The sequence below is a fragment of the Nocardiopsis flavescens genome, assembly GCF_900141985.1.
GTDB lineage: Bacteria > Actinomycetota > Actinomycetes > Streptosporangiales > Streptosporangiaceae > Nocardiopsis > Nocardiopsis flavescens.
In genome coordinates this window covers 497,968-520,717 of sequence record NZ_FQZK01000002.1, presented here as the reverse complement: position 1 = coordinate 520,717, position 22,750 = coordinate 497,968, and the positions used below count along the sequence as shown (strand labels likewise).

Genomic DNA, 22,750 nt, shown 5'->3' with positions numbered 1-22,750 from the left:
CGCCGGACGCGTGTCCGGCGGCCCCTTCCGCTGTCGCGGGGTGTGCGCGGGGCCGGTCCCCTAGTCCTCGCGCAGGACCTCCATGGCCTGTTCCAGGTCCTGGGGGTAGGGGCTGGAGAACTCCACCGGCCGGTGCTCGGCGGGGTGGTCGAACCCGAGCCGGACGGCGTGCAGCCACTGGCGGCGCACGCCCAGGCGCTCGGCGAGCGTGGGGTCGGCGCCGTAGAGGACGTCGCCCACGCAGGGGTGGCGCAGTGCCGCCATGTGCACCCGGATCTGGTGGGTGCGCCCGGTCTCCAGCTTGATCTCCAGCAGGCTGGCGGCCCGGAACGCCTCCTGGGTGTCGTAGTGGGTGACCGAGGGGCGCCCGCCCGCGACCACGGCCCAGCGGCCGTCTCCGGCCGGGTGGCGGTCGATGGGCGCGTCGACGGTGCCGCGCAGCGGGTCGGGGTGGCCCTGGACGAGGGTGTGGTACCGCTTGTCCACCGTGCGCTCCTTGAAGGCGCGCTTGAGGACGCTGTAGGCGGTCTCGCTCTTGGCGACCACCATGAGCCCGGTGGTGTTGGCGTCGAGGCGGTGCACGATGCCCTGGCGCTCGGCGGCGCCGCTGGTGGCCACCTGCACCCCGGCGGCCAGCAGGCCCTCCAGGACGCTGGGGCCGGTCCAGCCGACGGTGGGGTGGGCGACGACGCCGACGGGCTTGTCGACCACGATGATGTCGGCGTCCTCGTGCACGATCCGCATGCCCGGGACGGGCTCGGGCCGGGGCACGGGGGCGGTGGGGGGCGGCGGGAGGGTGATCTCCAGCCAGGCTCCGGCGCGGACGCGGTCGGACTTGCCCGCCTCGGCGCCGTCGACCAGGACGCTGCCGTCGACGATGAGTTCGGCCGCGCGGGTGCGGGACAGCCCGAAGAGGCGGGCGATCGCCGCGTCGAGCCGGTCGCCCTCCAGGCCGTCGGGCACGGGCAGGCTGCGGGTGTCGCTCACTGGCCCTTCCCTTCGGTGGTGGTGTCGTCGGGGCCGGTGTCGTCCCCGGGCCGGTCGGCGGTGGCGGGGCCGGTGTCCGCGGCGGTGGCGCCCCCGGGTGCGACGGCGTCCGGCTCGGCACCGGCCTGCGGGCCGGTGCCGGGCTCGGCGGCGTCCGCCGTGTCGGCGCCGCCCTTGCCGTCGGCGGCCTCGGAGACGAGGCTGCCGTCCAGTTCCAGGCCCTTGAAGGTGAGGGCGACGACCAGGCAGGCGCCGACCACCACGCAGGAGTCGGCGATGTTGAACACCGGGAAGTCCATCACCTTGATGAAGTCGACGACGGCGCCGTGGAAGGGCTCGGGCTCGCGGAAGATGCGGTCCACGAGGTTTCCGGCGGCGCCGCCCATCATGAGTCCCAGGGTGACCGCCCACCAGGCGCTGCGCACGCGCAGGCCGATGTAGGCGATGACGCACACGACGATGGTGGCGATGGTGGAGAAGACCCAGGTGTAGTCGGTGCCCATGGAGAACGCGGCGCCGGTGTTGAAGACCAGGGTGAACTGGACGATCTCGCCGATGACGTCGAGCCGCTCGCCCTCGCGGAAGGTCGCCAGGACCCATTCCTTGGTGAGCAGGTCCAGGCCGACGGCGGTGAGCGCGACGAGCACCAGCAGCAGGTAGCGCTGCCGGCGGGGCCCCGGTGTGCGGGCGGTGGTCATGTTGCTGTCCCCGGAGGGCTCTACCTCAGTCAGCGACGCTCCTCGCGCTGTTTGCAGGTGACGCACAGGGTGGCCCGCGGGAACGCCTCCAGGCGCGCCTTCGCGATGGGCCGGCCGCACGCGTCGCAGACCCCGAAGGTCCCCGCGTCCATCCGTTCGATCGCCCGCTCGCTCGCGGCGAGCAGGTCACGAGTATTGTAGGCCAACGCCAGCTCCTGTTCGCGTTCGAAGGCCTTGGCCCCGGAGTCGGCCGTATCGTCCCCCGCCCCCTCGACCGGGTCCTCCAGCCGTTCGGCGGCGTGTTCCCGGACCTGGCGTATCTCCGCGCGCGCGGCGGCGGCGTCGTCCCGCAGCCGCGCGCGGACCCGGGCGAGCTCCCGCTCGGTCCACGGCTCCTCGCCGGGCGGCACCGGCGGACCCGCGGCGTCGGTGTCGGTGGCCTTCATCGCGGTCTCCTCCCGACCGTGCGGCCCGCCCGTACCCCGCCGAGCTGCGGAATCTCCCCGTGGAACGGAGCCGCGAGTGGTGCCGGGAAGCCTAGGCGAGCCCCCGCCCCCTGGGCAACGGCCCGGCGCCGCCCGCTCCCGCCGGGGCCGCCCGCCGCGGGCGGGCTACTCGGCGGCGGCGAAGCCGTCGTAGTCCTGGGCCAGCGCCGCCAGGTGGGGCTCGTCGAACACCGCGGGCCCGCCGTGGGGCCCGGTGCGCACCTCGATCACCCAGTCGGCGTCCTCGGCGTCGTCCTCCCCCGCCAGCATGACCCGGTGCACCAGGCACGGTTCGTAGCCCTGCTCCAGGAGCTGTTCGGCCAGCTCCTGCGCGTCCTCCCGGTCCGCGAGCGTCACCAGGACACCGCCCCGCACGTTCTCCGCCACCCGCGTCCGCGCTCCTCCGTGGAAAAAGCGCGGGGACCCGCCCCGCGCTGCGTTATCCTGTGCCCAGGTGTGGATGGGGACGAGTAGTGCCGGCCCCGACCGGACGGACCCAGTTTAGAAGCGGTCGACGCGTCCGAGCGACCCGGGGGCGGTGGGAGCCCGGGGGCACGACCGGCACGAAGATCACCCCGGAGCCGCCGGAGGAACAGGGCCGCGCGCCCCCAGTAGAGCCGGCAGACGTGAACGAAGTGGGAGCCGTCCCGGCCGCCGTCGCGCGGTCCGGCACTGGTGTCCAAGGAGGGTGGTACCGCGGGGCCCCGTGCCTCGTCCCTCCGTCAGGAACGACCCTGATGGAAAGGTACGACGGTGGCCAACGAGTCCCGGCCGAGCGCGTCCCGCGCACTCCCCCAGCTGCCCGCGCAGATCGACCTGCCCGCGATGGAGCGCGAGATCCTCGACCGCTGGTCGAAGGAGAACGTCTTCCAGCGCTCCCTCGACCAGACCCGCGGCGGCCCGAACTGGGTGTTCTACGAGGGCCCCCCGACCGCCAACGGCCAGCCCGGCGTGCACCACGTTGAGGCCCGGGCGTTCAAGGACGTCTTCCCGCGCTTTCGCACCATGCGCGGCTTCCACGTGGACCGCAAGGCCGGGTGGGACTGCCACGGGCTGCCGGTCGAGGTGGCGGTGGAGAAGGAGCTGGGCCTGTCGGGGAAGAAGGACATCGAGTCCTTCGGTATCGCCGAGTTCAACGCCCGCTGCCGCGAGTCGGTGCTGCGCAACGTCGACGCGTTCACCGCGATGACCGAGCGCATGGGCTACTGGGTGAACATGGACGACGCCTACCGCACCATGGACCCCCGGTACGTGGAGTCGGTGTGGTGGGCGCTCAAGCAGATCTGGGAGAAGGACCTGCTGGTCCGCGACTTCCGGATCAGCCCCTACTGCCCGCGCTGCGGCACCACCCTGTCCGACCACGAGCTGGCCCAGGGGTACGAGACGGTCACCGACCCGTCGGTGTACGTCCGCTTCCCGGTGACGTCGGGGCCGCTGGCCTCGCCCGAGCACCCCACGTCCCTGTTGGTGTGGACGACCACGCCGTGGACCCTGGTGTCCAACACGGCGATCGCGGTCAACCCCGACGTGGAGTACGTGGTGGCCACGGACGGCGACGAGCGCCTGGTGGTGGCGCGACCGCTGTTCGACAAGGTCCTGGGCGAGGGCTGGGAGCTGACGGGTGAGTCCTTCGAGGGCGACGAGATGGAGCGCTGGACCTACCAGCGGCCCTTCGACCTGGTGGCGTTCGACGAGCCCGCCCACTACGTGGTGCTCGCCGACTACGTGACCGTCGAGGACGGTACCGGCCTGGTGCACCAGTCGCCCGCGTTCGGCGCCGACGACATGGCGGTGTGCCGCGCCTACGGGCTGCCGCTGGTCAACCCGGTGCGCCCCGACGGCACCTTCGAGGCCGACCTGGACCTGGTCGGCGGGGTGTTCTTCAAGGACGCCGACAAGATCCTGGTGCGGGACCTCAAGGACCGGGGCCTGATGTTCCGGCACGTGGCCTACGAGCACTCCTACCCGCACTGCTGGCGCTGCCACACGGCGCTGCTGTACTACGCGGTGCCGTCCTGGTACATCCGCACCACCGCGGTCAAGGACGAGCTGCTGGCGCAGAACCGGCAGACCAACTGGGTGCCGGAGAACGTCAAGGAGGGCCGCTTCGGCGAGTGGCTGCGCAACAACGTCGACTGGGCTCTGTCGCGCAACCGCTACTGGGGCACCCCGCTGCCGATCTGGGAGTTCCCCGACGGGCGGCGGATCTGCGTGGGCTCCCTGGAGGAGCTGGGCCGCCTCAGCGGGCAGGACCTGTCGAACCTGGACCCGCACCGGCCCTACGTCGACGACATCGTCATCCCCGACCCGGACGCGGACCCGTCGCTGCCCGAGGAGGAGCGGGTGGCGCGGCGCGTACCCGAGGTGATCGACGCCTGGTTCGACTCGGGGTCGATGCCGTTCGCCCAGTGGGGCGCGCCGCACGTGGACGAGGAGGTGTTCCGGGCGAACTTCCCCGCGCAGTACATCTCCGAGGCGATCGACCAGACCCGCGGCTGGTTCTACTCGCTGCTGGCGGTCAACACGCTGGTGCACGGGCGCAACTCGTTCGAGAACGTGGTCGTGCTCGGCCACATCCTCGCCGAGGACGGCCGCAAGATGAGCAAGCACCTGGGCAACGTCATGGAGCCGATCCCGGTGATGGACCGGCACGGCGCCGACGCGCTGCGGTGGTTCATGCTGGCGAGCGGTTCGCCGTGGACGGCCCGCCGGGTGGGGCACGCGGCGCTGGAGGAGATCGTCCGCAAGGTGCTGCTGACCTACCACAGCACCGTGTCGTTCTTCACCCTGTACGCCAACGCGGGGTCGGGCTGGGACCACTCCCGGCTGGCCGACGCGCCGGCGCCGCAGGACCGGCCGCTGCTGGACCGGTGGCTGCTGTCGGAGCTGAACGAGGTGGTGCGCGACGTCACCGCGGCCCTGGACGCGTTCGACACGACCGCGGCGGGCCGCCGGCTGACGGCGTTCGTCGACGACGTCTCGAACTGGTACGTGCGCCGGTCGCGCCGCCGGTTCTGGGGCGGTGCCGACACCCCCGAGGGGGCGGCGGCGTTCGCGACGCTGTTCGAGGCGCTGGAGACGGTGACGCTGCTGATGGCGCCGATCGTGCCGTTCCTGACCGACCACGTGTGGTCGGCGCTGCGGCGGCCGGACGCCCCGGAGTCGGTGCACCTGGCCTCGTGGCCGCTGGTGCGCGAGGACCTGGTCGACACGGAGCTGTCGGCGCATATGGCGCTGACCCGCCGCCTGGTGGAGCTGGGCCGGTCGGCGCGGGTGGACTCGGCGGTGCGCACCCGCCAGCCGCTGGCGCGGGCACTGGTGGGCGCGTCCGGGTTCGCCGACCTGCCCGAGCAGCTGCGGGCCCAGGTCGCCGACGAGCTGAACGTGGCGTCGCTGGAGTCGCTGTCGACGGTGGGCGGCGACCTGGTGGACTACCTGGTCAAGCCGAACTTCCGGGCGCTGGGCAAGCGGTTCGCCAAGCGGACCCCGCTGGTGGCCAGGGCCATCGAGGCGGCGGACCCGGCGGAGCTGGTGGGCCGGGTGCGGGAGACCGGGTGGGCGCAGGTCCGGGTCGAGGACGAGCCGGTGGAGGTCAGCGCCGACGAGGTGCTGGTCACCGAGCAGCCGCGCGAGGGCTGGGCGGTGGCCTCGGAGTCGGGCGAGACCGTGGCGCTGGACCTGGAGCTGACGCCGGAGCTGCGCCGGGCGGGCCTGGCCCGGGAGATGGTGCGGATGCTCCAGGAGGCCCGCAAGCAGAGCGGCCTGGACGTGTCGGACCGCATCCGCGTGTGGTGGGCGGCGACCGACGAGGCGTCCGCGCGGGCGCTGGACGAGCACGGCGCGGCCATCGCCGGCGAGGTGCTGGCCGATGCCTTCGCCGCGGGCGAGGTCGACGCGCAGGGCCTGCACCGCGCGGAGTCGGAGGAGTTCGGGGTCGTGTTCGGCTTCCGCCGGGCCTGACCGGGAACACGACGGGCGCCGCCCCCTCGGGGGCGGCGCCCGTCGCCGTCGCGGCGCCCTTGGCGGGCGGGGGGGTCAGCCGCGGCTGAACACGGCGGTGGAGTCCGGGTCCTCGTCGTCCCCGGGCTCGCGGTAGGAGAACGCGGCCGTGCCGTCGGTGTCCTCCTTGCGCCGGGGGATGCTGTAGGAGAAGGCGGTCCGGTCCCCGTCGGCGTCCCGCGGGGCGGCGTCCGGTTCCGGTGCGGCGGGGCTGTCCCCGTCCGCGCCGAGGTCCGCGTCCGCGGCGCCGTCCCCGGGGGTGTCCGCGCCGTCGGGCGCGCCGTCGTCCCGCGGCCGTGCGGCGAGGGCGGTCCGGTCGGCGCCGTCCGGCTGCGCGCGGTCGTCCGCGCCCTCCCCCGCGTCCCCGGCGTTCTCTGTGTCCTCGGTGTCCTCTGCGTTCTCTGTGTTCTCGGTGTCGACCGCCGTGTCCGGCTCGGCGGTGTCGGCGGTGTCGCGACCGGAGAACCAGGTGGACCAGGAGGCGTCGCCGTCCGGGTGGCCCCGCACCTCGTCCCCGGTGCCGGCGTCGTCCTCGCGGGGACCGGTGTCTCCGGACCGGGCTTCGTCGGTCCCCTCGCCGGGTGCGCCGTCCTCTGGCACGGCGGCGGTGTCCGTGTCCCGGCGGGTGTCCTCGGGCGGCTCCGGCGCGGTGTCCGCCTCGCCGTCCCCGTCTCCGTCCGGGTCCCGGAAGGCGGCGTCGGCACCGCCGTCGTGGTCGTCGGCCGCGGTTCCGGGGACGTCGGCCTGGGGGGCGTCCCGCACGGTGCCGTCGGGGTCCCCGTCCCGGTCGGCCCGGGTCCGCTCGCCGGACTCAGCGCCGTCGTCGGCCTCGTCGGCATCGGCCAAGGACGGTGAATCCTCGTCCCCGTGCACGTCCGCGGCCGGAAGGTCGTCCTCGGGGCGGTCGGAGCGGGAGGGCCCGTCGTCGTCGCCGGTGGCGGCGGCCCGGTCCCCCGCGTCGTCGTCCGCGGCGTCCTCGGCAGCGGCGGTGTCGGCCCGGTCGGCCTCCGTCGCGCCGGTGCCGTGCTCCGTCTCCGTCTCCCCGGCGTCGTCGGTGCCGGTCCCCTCGGTGCGCGCGAACCACGAGAGCGCGGAGTCCTCGTGGGGCCGGTCGTCGGCCGTCTCGGTGCGCGCGAACCAGGAGAGCGCCGCGTCGTCGTCGGCGGGGGCCCCGGCGGGCTCGTCGGCGCGGGAGTCCTGTCCGGTGTGCGTCGCGGGGGCGGGGTCCGCGGTGTCGGTGTCCGGTGCCGGCCCGGCCGGCTCGCGGATCTCCGGGGCGGGGGCGGGCAGGGGTGCCTCATCATCGCGGGAGCCGGGCTCGACCGCGGGCGAGGGCGGGGCGGGGTCAGGCGCCACCGTGTCCGCTTCCGGCCACTCTCGGGCCGTGGGTGTCTGCCAGCGGGGCATGTCGTACTCCGGTTCCCCCGTGCCGGAGTCCTCGTTCCAGGCGCGGGGTTCCCGCACCGGCTCGTGAGCCGGTGCGGGTACGCGCCCGGAGTGCTCCGGCGCCGTGTAGGCGGCCGCGGGAACGGACGACTTCCCCAAACCGTCCGTTCGGTCCGCTCCGGTCCTCCCCTGGACGAGCGCTCCCACCAGGAGCAGGACACTCGCGCCGGCCAGTCCCAAGGCGATGAACACCAGGGTGGTCTCGGCGAGAACCAGGGCTGCCACGATGACGGCGATGGCCGCCAGCACCGCGACGGTTGCGAGGACGCTGAGGATCACGGGTCGACCAGGACCTTTACACGTTGCCGGAGTCTTCAGTTGTGGAGCCTACCGCCGACCGGGGTCAGCGGCGCTCGTGCGGGGCGTCGCCCGGGTGGAAGCCGCCGTGCTGGACGGGCTCGGGCTGGCCGAACGGGTTGCCGCCGCCGGGTCCGTGCTGCAGCGCCGGGGCCGGACCGGTCGGCGGGGCCATCGTCTGGAAGCCGCCCGTGGTGTTGGGGTTGGGCTGCTCGATGCCGGCGCCCTCCTCCAGCTCGCGCAGCTGGCGCTCGAAGTAGTCCTTCAGGCGGCTGCGGTACTCGCGCTCGAAGTCCTTGAGCACGTTGACCTTGTGCTCCAGCTCCTCGCGCTGCTGGACGAGGCTGCCCATGACCTGGCGGTGGCGCTCCTGGGCGTCGCGGTCCAGGTTCTCCGAGCGGACGCGGGCCTCGCCGATGATCTGCTCCGCCTGGCGGCGGGCCTTGCCGAGGATGTCCTCGGACTCGTGGCGGGCGCGGCCCAGGGTCTCGTCGGCCTCACGGCGGGCGTCGGAGATGGCCTGGTCGGCGGTCTGCTGGGCGAGGGCCAGGACGCGGGCGGCCGTGTCCATGTTCTCCTCGCCGCCCATGCCCATGTGCATGGGGGCGGGCGCCTGGGGCTGGGGCTGGGGCTCGACGACGGCCTGAGGCGGCTGGACGGGCTCGGGGCGGGGCGGCTCGGGCTGCTCCTGGGGCTGCTGGAAGTCCTGCATCCCGGCGTTGGGCACCTTGCCGCGCAGGCACTCGGCGAGCTTGCCGCGCAGTTCCTCGTTCTCCTGGATCAGTCGGTCGAGCTCGGACTCGACCTCGTCGAGAAAGGCATCGACCTCTTCTTCGTCGTACCCCGGCCGGAGCCGGGTCGTACTGAACTGCTTGTTCCGCACATCAGCGGGTGTCAGCGGCATGTTCGTCTCCTTGGCGCGCTTGGAGTCCATCCGTAGGGACGCTACCTGATCGTGACCTTACGGCAATCCGGATCATGACCAAGACCACATAACGGAATCGGGGGCGATTTTTTTCGCCCCGATCCCGTGGCTATGCGACCGAGAACGCCAGGCCCCGCAGGAGGCTCGAAGCGACCGACAGGCCCAGGAACAGCACCAGGACGCTCAGGTCGAGCGCGATGCTGCCGAGCCGGACGGGCTTGATGAACCTCCGCAGGAACCGCAGCGGCGGGTCGGTGAGCGTGTACACGATCTCGGCGATCACGAGAAGGAACCCCGAGGGGCGCCAGTCCCTGGAGAAGGACTGCACCATCTCCAGCACGACACGTACCAGCAGCACGATCACGTACAGCTGGAGTACGAGTGCCAGCAGGGACAGGACGGTACTCACGGTCTAATCGACCCAATCTCTGGACAAATGTGATGGTCTAGCTCTGATTGAAGAACCCTCGCTCAGCGATCCGCGCCTTGTCTTCCGCGGTCACCTCGACGTTGGCCGGGGACAGTAGGAACACCTTGTTGGTCACGCGTTCGATACTGCCATGCAGACCGAAGATCAGACCAGCCGCGAAGTCGACGAGACGCTTGGCGTCGCTGTCGACCATCTCGGTCAGGTTCATGATCACCGGTGTGCCCTCCCGGAAGTGTTCTCCGATCGTACGCGCCTCGTTGTAGGTGCGCGGATGGAGCGTGGTGATCCTGGCGAGGTCGGCGGTGGAAGCGGATGTCGTGGTCGTGCCACCGCGTCGCTCACCCGTACCCGAGTGGTCGCCGGTGTCGTTCACGTCCTCGCTCCGTGTTCCCTCGCCGCGCGGGGAGTCCGCACCGCGTTCGCGGTGCTCCTCCACGCCCTCGTCGAAATCGTCGAACTCATCATATTCGTCCGCATAGCGGTGATCGTAACGGTCGTCCTCCACGAGGCCGAGGTAGACCGCCATCTTGCGCATCGCGCCGGCCATCTCATGTCCTCCGTCGTCCCCGCGGCCTTCACCGCAGCCGACTCCTCCGTACGTCCCCGTCTTCCCTAGTACGACGGGGTGTGGCGCCCTTTCGGGCGAACTCCACAGACGGGTTCCAAGGTCTATGTGGGGACATTACCCCACGATCGGTCCGCGATCGCCGAGCAACGCCGCACCGAGCCGAAGGTGTGTCGCGCCACGTTCGATCGCGGCTTCCAGGTCTGAGCTCATACCCGCGGAGATCGCCGTCGCCCGGGGATGGCGGTCACGGATGAGACACGACACCTCATAGAGACGTCCGAAAGCGGGATAAGGGTCTCCCTCACGGGGCGCCACCGCCATCACACCGCCGAGTTCGAGCGCCTCGTGCTCCGCGATCCGGTCGGCCAGTTCCGGGGCGTCGGCCGGGTCGACCCCGCCGCGGGGGCCCAGCACGCCGGCCCGCGAGTCGCCGTCGAGGTTCACCTGCACCAGGCAGGTGAGGCGGCGCCCGGCGGCCTCGGCCCGGTCGCCGAGCGCGCGGGCGAGTCTGGCCCGGTCCACCGAGTGGACGACGTCGGCGTAGGAGGCCACCGACCTCGCCTTGTTGGTCTGCAGCTGGCCGATGAAGTGCCAGGTGAGGTCGAGGTCCGCGGTCGCGGCGGCCTTGGGGGCGGCCTCCTGGTCGCGGTTCTCCCCGACGTCGGTGAGGCCGAGGGAGGCGAGGATGCGCACGTCCTCGGCGGGACGGGTCTTGGTGACCGCGATCAGGGACACCCCGGCGGGGTCCCGGTCGGCCTTGGCGCAGGCCGCGTCGATGCGCGCGCGGGCCTGCGCGAGGTTCTCCTTGATCCGCTCGACGCGGGCCGGGTCGTGTGGCACGTGGTCCTCATCTTCCGAGTCTTGCGGGTGTCGGCCGGTGTCGGTGCGGGTCCGCGGCGCCGTCGGCCGGCGTCCGCGGTCCGTACCGGTTCACTCCCGTGCGCGCCAGACGAACGACGCGAACCTGCCGGTGGGGGCGCCGCCCCGGTGGGAGAAGAGCTCGGGGCTCTCCAGGGTGCAGCGGCCGTCGGCGCGGATGTCGGTGACCCCGGCGCGGCGGAGCTGGGCGGTGACGGCGGCGACCATGTCGACCCCGGGGGTGCCCCGCCGGGTGGTGCAGGCCGCCTCGGGGGTGTCGCGGGCGGTCTCGGCCTGGAGCGCGGGCGGCACTTCGTAGCACTTGCCGCAGATGGCGGGGCCCAGCAGGACGGTGGTGCTCCCGGGGCGGGCGCCGCGCTCGGCCATGGACGCGATGAGCCGGGCGGCCACCCCGTGGGCGGTGCCCAGGCGGCCGGAGTGGGCCGCGCCCAGGACCCCGCGCGCACCGTCGGCGGCCAGGACGGGGAGGCAGTCGGCGGCCAGCGAGGCCAGGACCAGGTCGGGGCGGGTGGTGACGACGCCGTCGCAGGTGCCGACGCCGCCGGGGGCGTCGGCGGCCAGGACGTCGGCGCTGTGCACCTGGTTCATCCAGACGACGCGGTCGGCGTCGAACCCGAGGTTCTCCGCGGCGGTGCGCCGGTTGGCCAGGACCGTGTCGCGGTCGTCCCCGGTCCCCAGGCCCATGTTGAGGGAGTCGTAGGGCGGGGCGCTGACCCCGCCGCGGCGTTCGGTGACGGCGGCACGGACCCCGTGCCCGAGGTCGACGATGTTCCCCATCCCTGTGCCCGCTGTCCTTCCTTCGGCCGGGGCGGGCGGCGCGGTGGGCGCCGGGTCCCCGGAGCGGCGACGGCCCCGCCCGCTCGGGTCGGGGCCGCTGACACGTCGATGGTATCGGGGTGTTGGTCCGCGCTACTTCAGGAAGTCGGGGATGTCCAGGTCGTCGGGCTCTTCGAAAACGACCCTGCGCCGGGGCGTGGGGACGTCGGCGCGCCGCTCGGCGGCCGGCTCGGAGAGGACGTGGACGGGCCGGGGCTCCTCGGCCTCGGGCTCCTCGTGGACCGGGGCCGGCTCCGGCTCGGCCGGGGCCGCCTCGGCGTACTCCTCGTAGGCCGGGGCCTCGGGCTCGGCCTCCGCGACGGGCTCGGGCTCCTCGTGCACCGGGGCCGGCTCCCGGTGGGCGGGCGGCTGGGCGAGCGGCGGGGTCTGCTGCGTACGGGCCGGTTCGGCGGTGTGGCGGCCGCCGAGCCACGGCAGTTTCTCGGCCGACGCCCCGTCCGCGGCGGCGGCGGGGGTCGTGGACGCCCCCCGTCCGCCGGGCGCGGAGCCCGCCGTGGGGGCGACGGCCTTAGGAGGGTCCGCCGGCTCGCGCCGGTGCAGCGTGGGCCCGGTGACCTCCGGCTCGTCGAAGCCCGCGGCGATGACGGTCACGCGGACCTCGTCGCCCAGGGCGTCGTCGATGACGGCGCCGAAGATGATGTTGGCCTCGGGGGCCGCCGAGTTGGAGACGAGCTGTGCCGCCTCGTTGATCTCGAACAGTCCCAGGTCGGACCCGCCCTGGATGGACAGCAGGACGCCGTGGGCGCCGTCGATGCTGGCTTCCAGCAGGGGGGACGATATCGCCATCTCGGCGGCCGCGACCGCCCGGTCGTCCCCGCGTGCGGAGCCGATGCCCATGAGCGCGGACCCGGCCCCGGACATGACCGACTTGACGTCGGCGAAGTCCAGGTTGATGAGGCCGGGGGTGGTGATCAGGTCCGTGATGCCCTGGACACCGGAGAGGAGGACCTGGTCGGCCGCCTTGAAGGCGTCCAGGACGCTGACCTGCCGGTCCGAGATGGACAGCAGCCGGTCGTTGGGGATCACGATGAGCGTATCGACCTCCTCGCGGAGCATCGCGATCCCGGACTCGGCCTGGGTGGCGCGCCGCTTGCCCTCGAATCCGAAGGGGCGGGTGACGACGCCGATGGTGAGCGCGCCCAGGGACCGGGCGATGTTGGCGACGACGGGGGCGCCGCCGGTGCCGGTGCCGCCGCCCTCCCCGGCGGTGACGAAGACCATGTCGGCCCCCTTGAGGACCTCCTCGATCTCCTCCCGGTGGTCTTCGGCGGCCTTGCGGCCGACGTCGGGGTTGGCTCCGGCTCCGAGGCCGCGCGTGAGTTCACGGCCGACGTCCAGTTTGACGTCGGCGTCACTCATCAGCAGCGCCTGGGCGTCGGTATTGATCGCGATGAACTCGACGCCCTTGAGCCCCTCTTCGATCATTCGGTTGACGGCGTTGACACCGCCGCCGCCGATACCGACGACTTTGATGACCGCGAGGTAGTTCTGCGGTGCTGCCACGACGAGGGGCCTTTCCGCTCGCATGCGCCGTCCCCGTCCGTCCGGCGGCGGTCGCCGCCGGGCCGGTGGGGCCGGCATCCGGTTCTACAAGTGTGCGTTTCGGGTTCTCCGACGAGGCGCTCTGTGACGCCGTGGCGGGGACCCGGGGCCGGGTGAGCCGTGGAGTGCCGGTCCGGGGAGGACCGACGCCTCCCTGTGGTTCGGCGGGAGAAATACGGTTCCCACGTACCCCGAAAAGCGTGTTCTGTACTTTGTTGACGGTGTTCGTGACTCTCGACAGTAAGCCGACAGTCCACCACCGGCAACCGATGACGGCTTCAGCCTAACGTCGTATAACACGAGGAAGCGATGTGCTGACTCGGCGCGTCGCGCCTGGAATGTCCCCGCACCGTGCCCGCGACCCCCCTTCCGGGGCCCGCGGAGGGCCTGGGGGAGGGTGCGGGTCCGGCTTCGTCCGCCTTTGCCTCCCTTTCCGACAACCTGACCGGCCGTTCACCGGACGATGGCCAGGTCGGGGGTGGAGAGGTCGTAGACGGCCCCGTCCGCGGGCGGGTGCTCGCGCAGGAGGACGCGGAGGATGTCGCTCTTGTCACCGGTGGCCTCGGCGGTCCCCCACTCGATGACGGCCCCCTCGGTGATCTCGATCCGGATGGCGTCGGTGTCGGTGGCGTCGATGAGGCCGATGCGGGCGAGCAGGGAATCGGGGGCGGACTCCACGATCTCCGCTGCGGCGCGGACCGCGTCGTTGCCCTCGACCTCGCCGGTGACCCGGACCAGCGGGTGGGTGCCGGGCCGGGTCGCGGAGTCCTCGATGCGCACGCCGTCGCGGTCGACCAGCCGGTACTCCTCCCCCACCCGGACCGCGAGCAGGGGGCGGCGTTCGACCACCTCCACCCGCAGGGTGGCGGGCCAGCCGCGGCTGACCGTGGCGGACTCGACCAGGGAGAGGCCGCCGACGCGGTCGGCGCCCGCCTCCAGGTCCACGCGGATGAGCGGGGTGCCGGTGGGGACGTCGACGGCGTTCACGACCTCCTGGCGGCCGACCCGGTCCAGGCCGGTGACGGCGACGTCGCGCACGACGAGCAGGCGCGAGCCCAGGAGGATCCAGGTGACGACGCAGACGAGGGCGACCACCAGCAGGGCCACGAAGGCCACCTTCCAGGGGTCGGAGCGCTCACGCGCGGCGGCGGGGCGCTCCCCGGCCCCGGCCCCCTCCTCGGTCCCGGCGTCGCGGTCCGCTCCGTCGTGGTCTGCCCTCACCCGTGTCCTCCGGCGTCAGTCGTGGTCCCGCCCGCCGCCGCGGCCCAGCGTGCGGGCCACCTCCTCCACCTCGGCGGCCTCGGCGAGCCGGTCCACGATGAGCGGGCCCAGCTCGGTGACGTCGCCGGCGCCCATCGTCAGGACGATGTCGCCCGGGCGCGCCAGCTCGGCGGCCAGGCGGACGGCGTCGCCGCGGTCGGGCACGTGGTGCACCCGGTCGTGGCCCACCTCGGAGGTGATCAGTTCGGCGGTGACCCCGGGTTCGGGGTCCTCCCGGGCTGCGTAGATCTCCAGCACCACGACCTCGTCGGCCAGGGTGAGGGCGGCCCCGAACTCCCGGGCGAAGATGCGGGTGCGGCTGAACAGGTGGGGCTGGAAGACGGCGATGACGCGGCCGGGCGCCTGCTCCCGACCGGCCTCGCGCGCCTGCTCGGCGAACGACTCCAGGGCGCCGCGGGTGGCGCGCAGGTCGGCTTCGAGCTCGGTGGGGTGGTGGGCGTAGCTGTCGTAGACGCCCACTCCCCCGGCGGCGCCCTTGGGCTCGAACCGGCGGGCGGCGCCGCCGAAGTCGGCGATGCCCTCGACGGCGACCTCCAGGTCGTGGCCGAGCTCGTCGGCGACGGCGACCGCGGCGGCGGCGTTGAGCACGTTGTGGCGTCCGGGGACGGCGACGGTGCCCTCGATCTCGCCGGCGGCGGTGGCGAGGGTGAACTCGGTGGTGAACCCGCGGGGGCGGATGCGGGTGATCCGGTAGTCGGCCCCGGGAGCCTCGCCGTAGGTGAGGACCTTCTTGCCGCGGGCGCGCGCGGTCTCGGCGACGCGCCGGGCGCCCTCGTCGTCGACGCCGATGATGAGGGTGCGCTCGACGCGGTCGACGAACGCGTCGAAGTTGGCGTGGATCTCCTCGATACCGCTGTAGTTGTCGAGGTGGTCGGCCTCGACGTTGGTGACGACGGCGATCTTCGGGGAGAGCATGAGGAAGGAGCCGTCGCTCTCGTCGGCCTCGACGGCGATGGGGCCGCCGATGCCGGCGTCGGCGCCCAGGCCGGTGGTGACGAGCTTGCCGCCGATGACGTAGCCGGGGTCGGTGCCCAGGTGCTGGAGCACGACGGTGACCATGGAGGTCGTGGTGGTCTTGCCGTGGGTCCCGGCGATGGCGACGCCCTCGCGGCCCAGCAGCAGGGCGCCCAGGGCGGCGGCCCGCGGCAGGATGCGCAGGCCGCGGCGGCGGGCCTCGGCGAGTTCGGGGTTGCTCTCGCGGACGGCGGAGGAGACGACCACCGTCTCGGCGTCGCCGAGGTGGCCGGCGGCGTGGCCGACGTGGACGCGGGCGCCCATCTCCTCCAGCTCGCGCAGGGTGTCGCTGTCGCGGGCGTCGCTGCCGGAGACCTCGACGCCCGACTGCAGCAGCACGCGGGCGATGCCGGACATGCCGGAGCCGCCCAGTCCGATGAAGTGGGTGCGCCCCAGTTTGTCGACGGGGACCGGGTCGGTCGGTCGCACCAGGCTCATCGGGCGTCCTTCCCGTCGTCGTAGTAGGCCTCGTCGGCGTCGTCGTCGGAGACGGGCAGCTCCGGGGTGGCCCGGTCGCCGCGGGCGATGGCCATGACCTCGCGGGCGAGTTCCATGTCGGCGTCGCGGCGGCCCATGCGGGCGGCGGCCTCGGACATGCCGACGACGCGGTCGGTGTCGGTGAGCAGGGGGATGAGGGTGCGGGTGATCCACTCGACGGAGATGTCGCCGTTGCCCACCATGAGGCCGCCGCCCGCCTGGACGATGGGCTCGGCGTTGAGGGCCTGCTCGCCGTTGCCGATGGCCAGGGGCACGAACGCGCCGGGCAGGCCGACGGCCGTGAGCTCGGCGCAGGTCATCGCGCCGGAGCGGCACATGGCGACGTCGGCGGCGGCGTAGGCCATGTCCATGCGGTCGACGTAGGGGACGGCGACGTAGGGGATGCCGTCCCGGGTGAGGTCCTGGGGCTCCTCGGCGTTCTTGGGGCCGACGACGTGCAGCACCTGGACGCCGTGGTCGCGGAAGGCGTCGCGGGAGGCGAAGGCGGTCTCGTTGATGCGCTGGGCGCCCTGGGAGCCGCCGAAGATGAGCAGGGTGGGCAGGTCGGGGCGCAGGCCGAAGTAGGTGCGCGCCTTGTCGCCCATGGCCAGCCGGTCCAGGGTGGTGATCTGCTGGCGCAGGGGGATGCCGACGAACCGGCCGTTGCGGATCTGGGTGTGCGGGTGCCCGGTGAAGACGTGGGGGGTCATCCGGGCGCCCAGGCGGTTGGCCAGTCCGGGCAGGGGGTTGGCCTCGTGGACGACGATGGGGACGCGCCGGCGGCGGGCCGCGAGGTAGCCGGGGGTGGCGACGTAGCCGCCGAACCCGACGATGACGTCGGCCTGGAGCCGGTCCAGGTGGTCGCCCGCGGCGCTGAGGGCCCCGGCGAGCTTGCCGGGGACGCTGAGCAGCTGCGGGGTGAGCCTGCGGGGCAGGGGCACCGCCGGGATCAGGCCCAGCTCGTATCCGCGCATGGGCACGAGGCGGGTCTCCAGTCCCCGCTCGGTGCCCAGGCAGAGGATCTCCGTGCTGGGGTCGATGCGCCGGAGCGCGTCCGCAAGGGAGAGCGCGGGCTCGATGTGCCCGGCCGTGCCGCCTCCGGCGAGGGCTACCCTCATCGTCGCCGATTCCTCCTCGACCGGTCCCCGGCGGGGATCGGTCCGCTGTCGTAGGTGGCCTTGGTCCTGCCGCGCCTGCGGCCCGCGGTGCGCGGTGCCCGCGGGGTCGCGGCGCGCCCGGTGGACGGGGTGCCGCCGCGGCCGGTGGCCGGGGCGGTGCCGTTCTCCAGGCCCAGCCAGCTTAGAGCCCTTTGCACCCGTCCGGGACCCCGGGCCGCCAGGGTCCGCTGCGCCTGGGGCTCGGTCTTGGCCAGGGACAGCAGGACTCCCAGGGCCACCATGGTGGTGATCAGGGACGAACCCCCGTACGAGACCAGCGGCAGCGGGACGCCGGTGACGGGGAGCAGTCCGATCACGGCGCCGATGTTGATCATGGTCTGGCCCATGATCCAGGTCACGATGGCGAAGGCGGCCAGCCGGGGGAAGGGCTCCTTCACCCGCGAGGCCACGCGCAGGCCGGCGTAGCCCAGGACGCCGAAGAGGGCGAGGACCAGGACGGTGCCGATCAGGCCGAACTCCTCGCCGATGATGGCGAACACGAAGTCGGACTCGGCGAAGGGCAGGAAGCCCCACTTCTCCCGGCTGGCGCCGATGCCGACGCCGAGGATGCCGCCGGTGCCCAGGGCGTAGAGGCCGTGCAGCGACTGCATGTTGTCGCCGAGCGGGTCGGCGGTGGGGTCGAACAGGGCGGTGACGCGGGCCATGCGGTAGGGCTCGATGGCGATGGCGATGACCGCCAGGCCCAGGACGAGGCCGAACATGGCGACGAAGAGCTTGCCGGGTGCGCCGATCACCCACAGCAGCCCGAGGAAGGTGACGAGGAACACCAGGGCGGTGGACAGGTTGGAGCCCAGCAGCACGAGCAGCACGAGCAGGCCGCAGCCGGGGAGCAGCGGGAAGAGCAGGTGGCGCCACTCGGTGAGCTCTTTGAGCTCGTCCTTGCGGGCCAGGATGTGGGCGCCCCACAGGACGAAGGCGAGCTTGGCGGGCTCGGAGGGCTGCACGACGAGGCCGCCGATGTCGAGCCAGCGGGTGGCGCCGTTGACCTCCACGCCCTGGAAGACGGTGAGGAGCAGCAGCGCCGCCGACACGATCATGGCCGGGTAGCCGATGAGCCGGAACACCTGCTGGGGCATGTGCGAGGCGAGGATCATCAGCGGCAGGCCGACCGCGGCCGACACCAGCTGCTTCTGGAAGAGGGAGAAGGAGGAGCCGGTCTCGTTGATGGACTTGACCATGGTGGAGGAGAGCACCATGACCAGGCCCAGGGCGATGAGCAGCACCGCCGTGCCCAGGATCAGGTAGTAGGAGGTGAGGGGCCGGTCCAGGGCCCCCACCCATTCCCTCCACAGGGCGCGCTCACGCCCCGTGCCCACCGTCGTCCCCCGTGTCCGGGCCACTCCGGGGATCGTCGTCGTCGCCATCCGCACCACCCTCCGCACCTGCGCGCCTCAATAGTGGCGAAAGGCGGGGCGGGAACCGTGGACATTTCCCGCGTGTTGGCCATCTTCGACGTGGAAAGGAGTGTCGCGGCGCACAACGATCACCGCCCGTGCGCACGTGATCACGCAGGGCGGCGACCGGGGTGGTTCAGTCCAGCCGGTGGACCGCTTCGGCGAAGAGGCGTCCCCGCTCGGGGTAGTTGGCGAACATGTCCATCGACGCCGCGGCCGGGGCCAGCAGGACGGTGTCGCCCTCCCGGGCCAGGTCCGCGGCGGCGGCGACCACGGCGTCCATGACGGTGTGGCCCTCGGGCGCGCCGGCGGCGGGTCCCTCGACCTCCACGACCGGCACGCCGGGGGCGTGCTCGGCCAGGGCGTCGCGCAGGCGGGCGCGGTCGGCGCCGATGAGCACCGCGCCGCGCAGCCGGGCGGCGGCCGAGGCGACGAGGCCGTCGACGTCGGCGCCCTTGAGCAGGCCGCCGGCGATCCACACCACCGGCTCGTAGGCGCCCAGGGACGCCGCGGCGGCGTGCGGGTTGGTGGCTTTGGAGTCGTCGACGTAGTCGACGCCCGCCACCGAGGCCACGTACGCGATGCGGTGCGGTTCGGGGGCGAACGCCGCCAGCCCCGCCCTGACCGAGGCCGGGGCGACCCCGATGGAGCGGGCCAGCGCGGCGGCGGCCAGGGCGTTGGCGACGTTGTGCGGCGCGGGGGGCCGCACGTCGGCCAGGGTGGCGAGCTCCTCGGCTCCGGAGGCGGGGTCCTCGGTGAACGCCCGGTCCACCAGCAGGTCCTCGACCACGCCGAGCTCCCCCGGGCGGGGGGTCCGCAGGCCGAAGCCGACCAGCGGGGTGTGCGGGTCGCCGTCCTCCTCCGCCAGGCGTACCGACCAGGGGTCGGCGAGGTTGACGATCCGGACGGTGCCGGGGGCGAACACCGTGCCCTTGGCGCGGGCGTAGGGCTCCAGGCCGCCGTGCCAGTCCAGGTGGTCGGGCGCGATGTTGAGGACGGCGGCGGCGTGCGGGCGCAGGCTGGAGGACCAGTGCAGCTGGAAGCTGGACAGCTCCACGGCCAGCACCCGGGGGTGGCGGCCGTCCGCGTCGGGGCGGACGGCGTCGATCACGGGGGTGCCGACGTTGCCGACGGCGAGCGCGTCGCGCCCGTCGGCGCGCAGCATCGCCTCCAGCATGCGCACGGTGGTGGTCTTGCCGTTGGTGCCGGTGACCGCCAGCCACAGCTGGTCGGCGGGTTTGACCCGCCAGGCGAGTTCGACGTCGCCGATGACCTCGGTGCCCGCCTCGGCGGCGGCGACGAGCAGCGGAGAGTCGGGGCGCCAGCCGGGCGAGGTGACGACGAGGTCGCACGCGTCGGGCAGCGGGGTGGCGCCCAGGACGACCTCGGCCCCGGCCGCGGCGAGTTCCGCGGCGACCGGCCGGACGGTGTCGTCGTCGCGCCCGTCGACCACGGTGACGCGGGCCCCGTGCTCCAGCAGGAGCCGGACCACGGGGGGGCCGGAGACGCCGAGACCGGCGACGCAGACCCGCAGGCCTGTGAAGGGGGTGGAGGTGGTGGAGTGGTGCGGCATCGGGGTTACCTCGGCATCCATTCGAGGTAGAACAGGCCGATGGCGACCGCCACGAACAGTCCCTGGATGATCCAGAAGCGGATGACGATGGTGGGTTCGGCCCAGCCCTTGAGCTCGAAGTGGTGCTGGAGCGGGGCCATGCGGAACACGCGTTTGCCGGTCAGGCGGAACGACGTGATCTGGATCATCACGGACATGGTGATGATGACGAACAGGCCGCCGATGAGGAGCAGCAGGAGCTGGGTGCGGGTGGTGATGGCCAGGCCCACGATGAGGCCGCCCAGCGCCAGGGAGCCGGTGTCGCCCATGAAGACCTTGGCGGGCGGGGCGTTGAACCACAGGAAGGCGATGCAGGAGCCGAGGACGGCGGAGGCGACGACGGCCAGGTCCAGGGGGTCGCGGACCGTGTAGCAGTTGGTCGACAGGTAGGACACGCAGGACTGGCGCAGCTGCCAGTTGCCGATGATCACGTAGGCGACCAGCGACAGGATGGTGGCTCCGGTGGCGAGGCCGTCGAGGCCGTCGGTGAGGTTGACGGCGTTGGAGAACCCGACGATGAGGAACAGCGCCCAGATGATGAACACGACGAGCATCAGCGGGGGGCCGAAGTCCCGGAGGAAGGACAGGCTGGGCGCGGCGGGGGTGTAGCCGTACCCGTTGGGGAACATGGTGACGCCGTAGGCGAACCCGACGCCGACCACGGCCTGGCCGACCATCTTGGCGCCGCTGCGCAGGCCCAGGCTGCGGCGCTTGTAGATCTTGATGAAGTCGTCCAGGAAGCCGACGCAGCCCATGCCCACGAACAGGAACATGACCAGCAGGCCGGAGGCGGTGGGCCCGGTGGCGGAGGGCTGGACCAGGGCCAGCACCAGGTGGGAGCCGAAGTAGCCGATCACCGCGCCGAGGATGATGACGATGCCGCCCATGGTGGGCGTGCCCTGCTTGGTCTTGTGGCCCTCGGGGCCGTCGTCGCGGACCTCCTGGCCGAACTTGAACCGGTACAGCAGGTTGATCAGCGGCGGCATCAGCGCCATGGAGACGATCAGCGACAGCGCCGCCGCGATGGAGATGCCGATCACCGGACATCACCTTCGGCGATGAGGTCGATAACCCGTTCGAGTGCTGCCACCCGTGATCCCTTCACAATGACGACGTCTCCCGCGCGCATCCGTGCGCGCAGGGCCGCGGCGGCCGCCGCGGCGTCCGCGACCCGGACGGTCTCACCCGACCAGTGGCCTTCGCGGCCGGTGCGCTCGGCTCCGGCGGCGATGCCCTCGGCCTGGTCTCCGACCACGATCAGGTGGGCTGCTCCGGTGCGGGCGGCGAGTTCGCCGATCTTCTCGTGTTCGATGCGCTCCTGCGCGCCCAGTTCGGCCATGTGGCCCAGGACGGCGATGGGGCGGCGGCCCCGGGCGAGTGCGCCCAGGGTGGTCAGTGCGGCCCGCATGGACTCGGGGTTGGCGTTGTAGGCGTCGTTGACGAGGGTGGCACCGTCGTGCTCGGTGACCTCCATCCGCCAGCGGCTGACCGGGGTGGCCGCGCCCAGGGCGGCGGCGGTCCCGGCGGCGTCCATGCCGAGTTCGCGGGCGACGGCGGCGGCGGCGAGCGCGTTGTGGACCTGGTGGGCGCCGACGAGGGCGAGTTCCACCGGGGCCGTGCCGCCGTCCAGGTGCAGGGTGAAGGCGGCGGTGCCGTCCTCGCGCAGGACGACGCCGGTGGCGCGCACGTCGGCGTCCTCGCCGGTCCCGTAGAACACGGTGCGCGCGTCGGTGCGGTCGGCCATGGCCCTGACGGCGGGGTCGTCGGCGTTGAGGACGGCGACGCCGCCGCGGCCGGGGGCGTCCGCGCCCGGGGGCAGGGACTCGACGAGTTCGCCCTTGGCCTTGGCGATGGCGTCGCGGTCGCCGAACTCGCCCATGTGGGCGCTGCCGACGTTGAGGACCACGCCGATGCGGGGCGGGGCGACGCGGCACAGGTGGGCGATGTGGCCGATGCCGCGGGCGGCGACCTCCAGCACCAGGTGGCGGGTGCCGGTGTCGGCGCGCAGGACGGTGAGGGGGTGGCCGATCTCGTTGTTGAACGAGCCCGCCGGGGCGACGGTGGCGCCGCGGCCGGCGATGACCTGGGCGATGAGGTCCTTGGTGGTGGTCTTGCCGGAGGAGCCGGTGACCCCGATGATCTCGGCGGCGTCGGCGCCGCGGGCGGGGTCGGCGAGGGTGTCGGCGGTGTACCGGGCGAGTCGGGCCAGGGCCTCGACGACGCCGTCGTCACCGCCCCGGGCCAGCAGGTGGGGGGCGTCGACGGGGCGGGAGGCCAGGACGGCGACCGCCCCCGCCTCGACCGCGGCACGCGCGTAGTCGTGGCCGTCGACCCGCTCGCCGCCCAGGGCGGCGAACAGGGAGCCTGGCCCCACCAGACGCGAGTCGACGACGACGGGGCCGCCGACCGGGGCGTCGGGGCGCGCGGATCCGCCGAGGGCGGTTCCGGTGATCTCGGCGATCCGATCGAGCGTGAGCGCGATCAAATCCACTCCTCAGGTCAGGCCCGACCCGCGGCGACCACGGGATGACGGGAGGCCACCCGGTCAAAGGACTCGGGTCGGGGGATGGCGCCGCGGGCGGGCGCGCACAAGGTGCCGCGCCGTGTTCCACCGCGGTGGTGACGGGGGCGGCCACATCCAGGGCGCCACCGGTGGGCGGCGGGTTCTCGGGCTGCGATTGCCGCACCCACCTTAGAACAT

19 protein-coding genes are annotated in these 22,750 nt (G+C 73.1%); 1 reads left to right on the top strand and 18 read right to left on the bottom strand.

The features are described from left to right. Positions 1–60: 60 nt before the first annotated feature. From BUE45_RS06600 to BUE45_RS06585, 4 genes are all read right to left on the bottom strand, one after another. Positions 61–987, bottom strand: coding sequence for an RluA family pseudouridine synthase (locus BUE45_RS06600; RefSeq protein ID WP_073376350.1), 927 nt, complete (start codon positions 985–987; stop codon positions 61–63). After that, positions 984–1,685, bottom strand: coding sequence for a signal peptidase II (gene lspA, locus BUE45_RS06595; protein ID WP_073376348.1), 702 nt, complete (start codon positions 1,683–1,685; stop codon positions 984–986). The genes BUE45_RS06600 and lspA overlap by 4 nt, the downstream gene beginning before the upstream one ends. A 29-nt stretch (positions 1,686–1,714) precedes the next feature. After that, on the bottom strand, positions 1,715–2,131 hold the full coding sequence (locus tag BUE45_RS06590; RefSeq protein WP_073376346.1) for a TraR/DksA family transcriptional regulator: 417 nt from the start codon (positions 2,129–2,131) through the stop codon (positions 1,715–1,717). A 165-nt stretch (positions 2,132–2,296) separates the two neighbouring features. Further along, a complete protein-coding gene (locus BUE45_RS06585) occupies positions 2,297–2,557 on the bottom strand; it encodes a hypothetical protein (RefSeq protein ID WP_073376344.1) in 261 nt (86 codons plus the stop codon). A 366-nt stretch (positions 2,558–2,923) separates the two neighbouring features. On the opposite strand from BUE45_RS06585, the gene ileS reads away from it, so the two are divergent. Next, the gene (ileS, locus tag BUE45_RS06580) at positions 2,924–6,130 is read left to right on the top strand and encodes an isoleucine--tRNA ligase (protein WP_073376342.1); all 3,207 of its coding nucleotides are present in this window, start codon (positions 2,924–2,926) and stop codon (positions 6,128–6,130) included. A 75-nt stretch (positions 6,131–6,205) separates the two neighbouring features. On the opposite strand, the gene BUE45_RS06575 is transcribed toward ileS, so the two are convergent. From BUE45_RS06575 to BUE45_RS06510, 14 genes are all read right to left on the bottom strand, one after another. Then, the gene (locus BUE45_RS06575) at positions 6,206–7,894 is read right to left on the bottom strand and encodes a hypothetical protein (RefSeq protein WP_073376340.1); all 1,689 of its coding nucleotides are present in this window, start codon (positions 7,892–7,894) and stop codon (positions 6,206–6,208) included. A gap of 64 nt (positions 7,895–7,958) precedes the next feature. Continuing rightward, positions 7,959–8,816, bottom strand: a complete 858-nt coding sequence (locus tag BUE45_RS06570) for a DivIVA domain-containing protein (RefSeq protein WP_073376503.1) — start codon at positions 8,814–8,816, stop codon at positions 7,959–7,961. Positions 8,817–8,946: 130 nt separating this feature from the next. Further along, positions 8,947–9,246 carry a YggT family protein gene (locus BUE45_RS06565; protein ID WP_073376338.1) on the bottom strand — a complete coding sequence of 100 codons (300 nt, stop codon included), beginning with the start codon at positions 9,244–9,246 and terminating at the stop codon, positions 8,947–8,949. 37 nt (positions 9,247–9,283) lie between these two features. Further along, the gene (locus BUE45_RS06560; protein WP_073376336.1) at positions 9,284–9,814 is read right to left on the bottom strand and encodes a cell division protein SepF; all 531 of its coding nucleotides are present in this window, start codon (positions 9,812–9,814) and stop codon (positions 9,284–9,286) included. Between the two features lie 135 nt (positions 9,815–9,949). Next, positions 9,950–10,675 (bottom strand): YggS family pyridoxal phosphate-dependent enzyme, encoded by a 726-nt coding sequence (locus BUE45_RS06555; RefSeq protein ID WP_073376334.1) that lies wholly within the window; start codon positions 10,673–10,675, stop codon positions 9,950–9,952. A gap of 90 nt (positions 10,676–10,765) precedes the next feature. Next, positions 10,766–11,491: a peptidoglycan editing factor PgeF gene (gene pgeF, locus BUE45_RS06550; RefSeq protein ID WP_073376332.1), complete on the bottom strand. Its 726-nt coding sequence runs from the start codon at positions 11,489–11,491 to the stop codon at positions 10,766–10,768. Between the two features lie 132 nt (positions 11,492–11,623). Then, positions 11,624–13,054, bottom strand: a complete 1,431-nt coding sequence (gene ftsZ, locus BUE45_RS06545) for a cell division protein FtsZ (RefSeq protein WP_073376330.1) — start codon at positions 13,052–13,054, stop codon at positions 11,624–11,626. Positions 13,055–13,546: 492 nt separating this feature from the next. After that, entirely contained in the window at positions 13,547–14,314 is a 768-nt protein-coding gene (locus tag BUE45_RS06540) for a cell division protein FtsQ/DivIB (protein WP_073376328.1), read from the bottom strand. A gap of 15 nt (positions 14,315–14,329) precedes the next feature. Next, on the bottom strand, positions 14,330–15,826 hold the full coding sequence (gene murC, locus BUE45_RS06535) for a UDP-N-acetylmuramate--L-alanine ligase (RefSeq protein ID WP_073376326.1): 1,497 nt from the start codon (positions 15,824–15,826) through the stop codon (positions 14,330–14,332). After that, on the bottom strand, positions 15,823–16,983 hold the full coding sequence (murG, locus tag BUE45_RS06530; protein WP_073376324.1) for an undecaprenyldiphospho-muramoylpentapeptide beta-N-acetylglucosaminyltransferase: 1,161 nt from the start codon (positions 16,981–16,983) through the stop codon (positions 15,823–15,825). The genes murC and murG overlap by 4 nt, the downstream gene beginning before the upstream one ends. Beyond that, on the bottom strand, positions 16,980–18,407 hold the full coding sequence (gene ftsW, locus BUE45_RS06525; RefSeq protein ID WP_073376322.1) for a putative lipid II flippase FtsW: 1,428 nt from the start codon (positions 18,405–18,407) through the stop codon (positions 16,980–16,982). Before ftsW ends, murG begins: the two co-directional genes overlap by 4 nt. A 166-nt stretch (positions 18,408–18,573) precedes the next feature. Then, the gene (gene murD / locus BUE45_RS06520) at positions 18,574–20,010 is read right to left on the bottom strand and encodes a UDP-N-acetylmuramoyl-L-alanine--D-glutamate ligase (RefSeq protein ID WP_073376320.1); all 1,437 of its coding nucleotides are present in this window, start codon (positions 20,008–20,010) and stop codon (positions 18,574–18,576) included. Between the two features lie 5 nt (positions 20,011–20,015). Next, positions 20,016–21,089, bottom strand: a complete 1,074-nt coding sequence (gene mraY / locus BUE45_RS06515) for a phospho-N-acetylmuramoyl-pentapeptide-transferase (protein ID WP_073376318.1) — start codon at positions 21,087–21,089, stop codon at positions 20,016–20,018. Next, positions 21,086–22,534, bottom strand: a complete 1,449-nt coding sequence (locus BUE45_RS06510; protein ID WP_073376316.1) for a UDP-N-acetylmuramoyl-tripeptide--D-alanyl-D-alanine ligase — start codon at positions 22,532–22,534, stop codon at positions 21,086–21,088. The genes mraY and BUE45_RS06510 overlap by 4 nt, the downstream gene beginning before the upstream one ends. Between the last annotated feature and the right edge of the window lie 216 nt (positions 22,535–22,750).

Excerpts from the sequence above, each read along its gene's own strand:
- lspA (WP_073376348.1), bottom strand. The coding sequence starts at position 1,685 with ATGACCACCGCCCGCACACCGGGGCCCCGCCGGCAGCGCTACCTGCTG.
- BUE45_RS06590 (WP_073376346.1), bottom strand. The coding sequence starts at position 2,131 with ATGAAGGCCACCGACACCGACGCCGCGGGTCCGCCGGTGCCGCCCGGC.
- BUE45_RS06570 (WP_073376503.1), bottom strand. The coding sequence starts at position 8,816 with ATGCCGCTGACACCCGCTGATGTGCGGAACAAGCAGTTCAGTACGACC.
- BUE45_RS06560 (WP_073376336.1), bottom strand. The coding sequence starts at position 9,814 with ATGGCCGGCGCGATGCGCAAGATGGCGGTCTACCTCGGCCTCGTGGAG.
- pgeF (WP_073376332.1), bottom strand. The coding sequence starts at position 11,491 with ATGGGGAACATCGTCGACCTCGGGCACGGGGTCCGTGCCGCCGTCACC.
- murC (WP_073376326.1), bottom strand. The coding sequence starts at position 15,826 with ATGAGCCTGGTGCGACCGACCGACCCGGTCCCCGTCGACAAACTGGGG.
- murG (WP_073376324.1), bottom strand. The coding sequence starts at position 16,983 with ATGAGGGTAGCCCTCGCCGGAGGCGGCACGGCCGGGCACATCGAGCCC.
- ftsW (WP_073376322.1), bottom strand. The coding sequence starts at position 18,407 with ATGGCGACGACGACGATCCCCGGAGTGGCCCGGACACGGGGGACGACG.
- murD (WP_073376320.1), bottom strand. The coding sequence starts at position 20,010 with ATGCCGCACCACTCCACCACCTCCACCCCCTTCACAGGCCTGCGGGTC.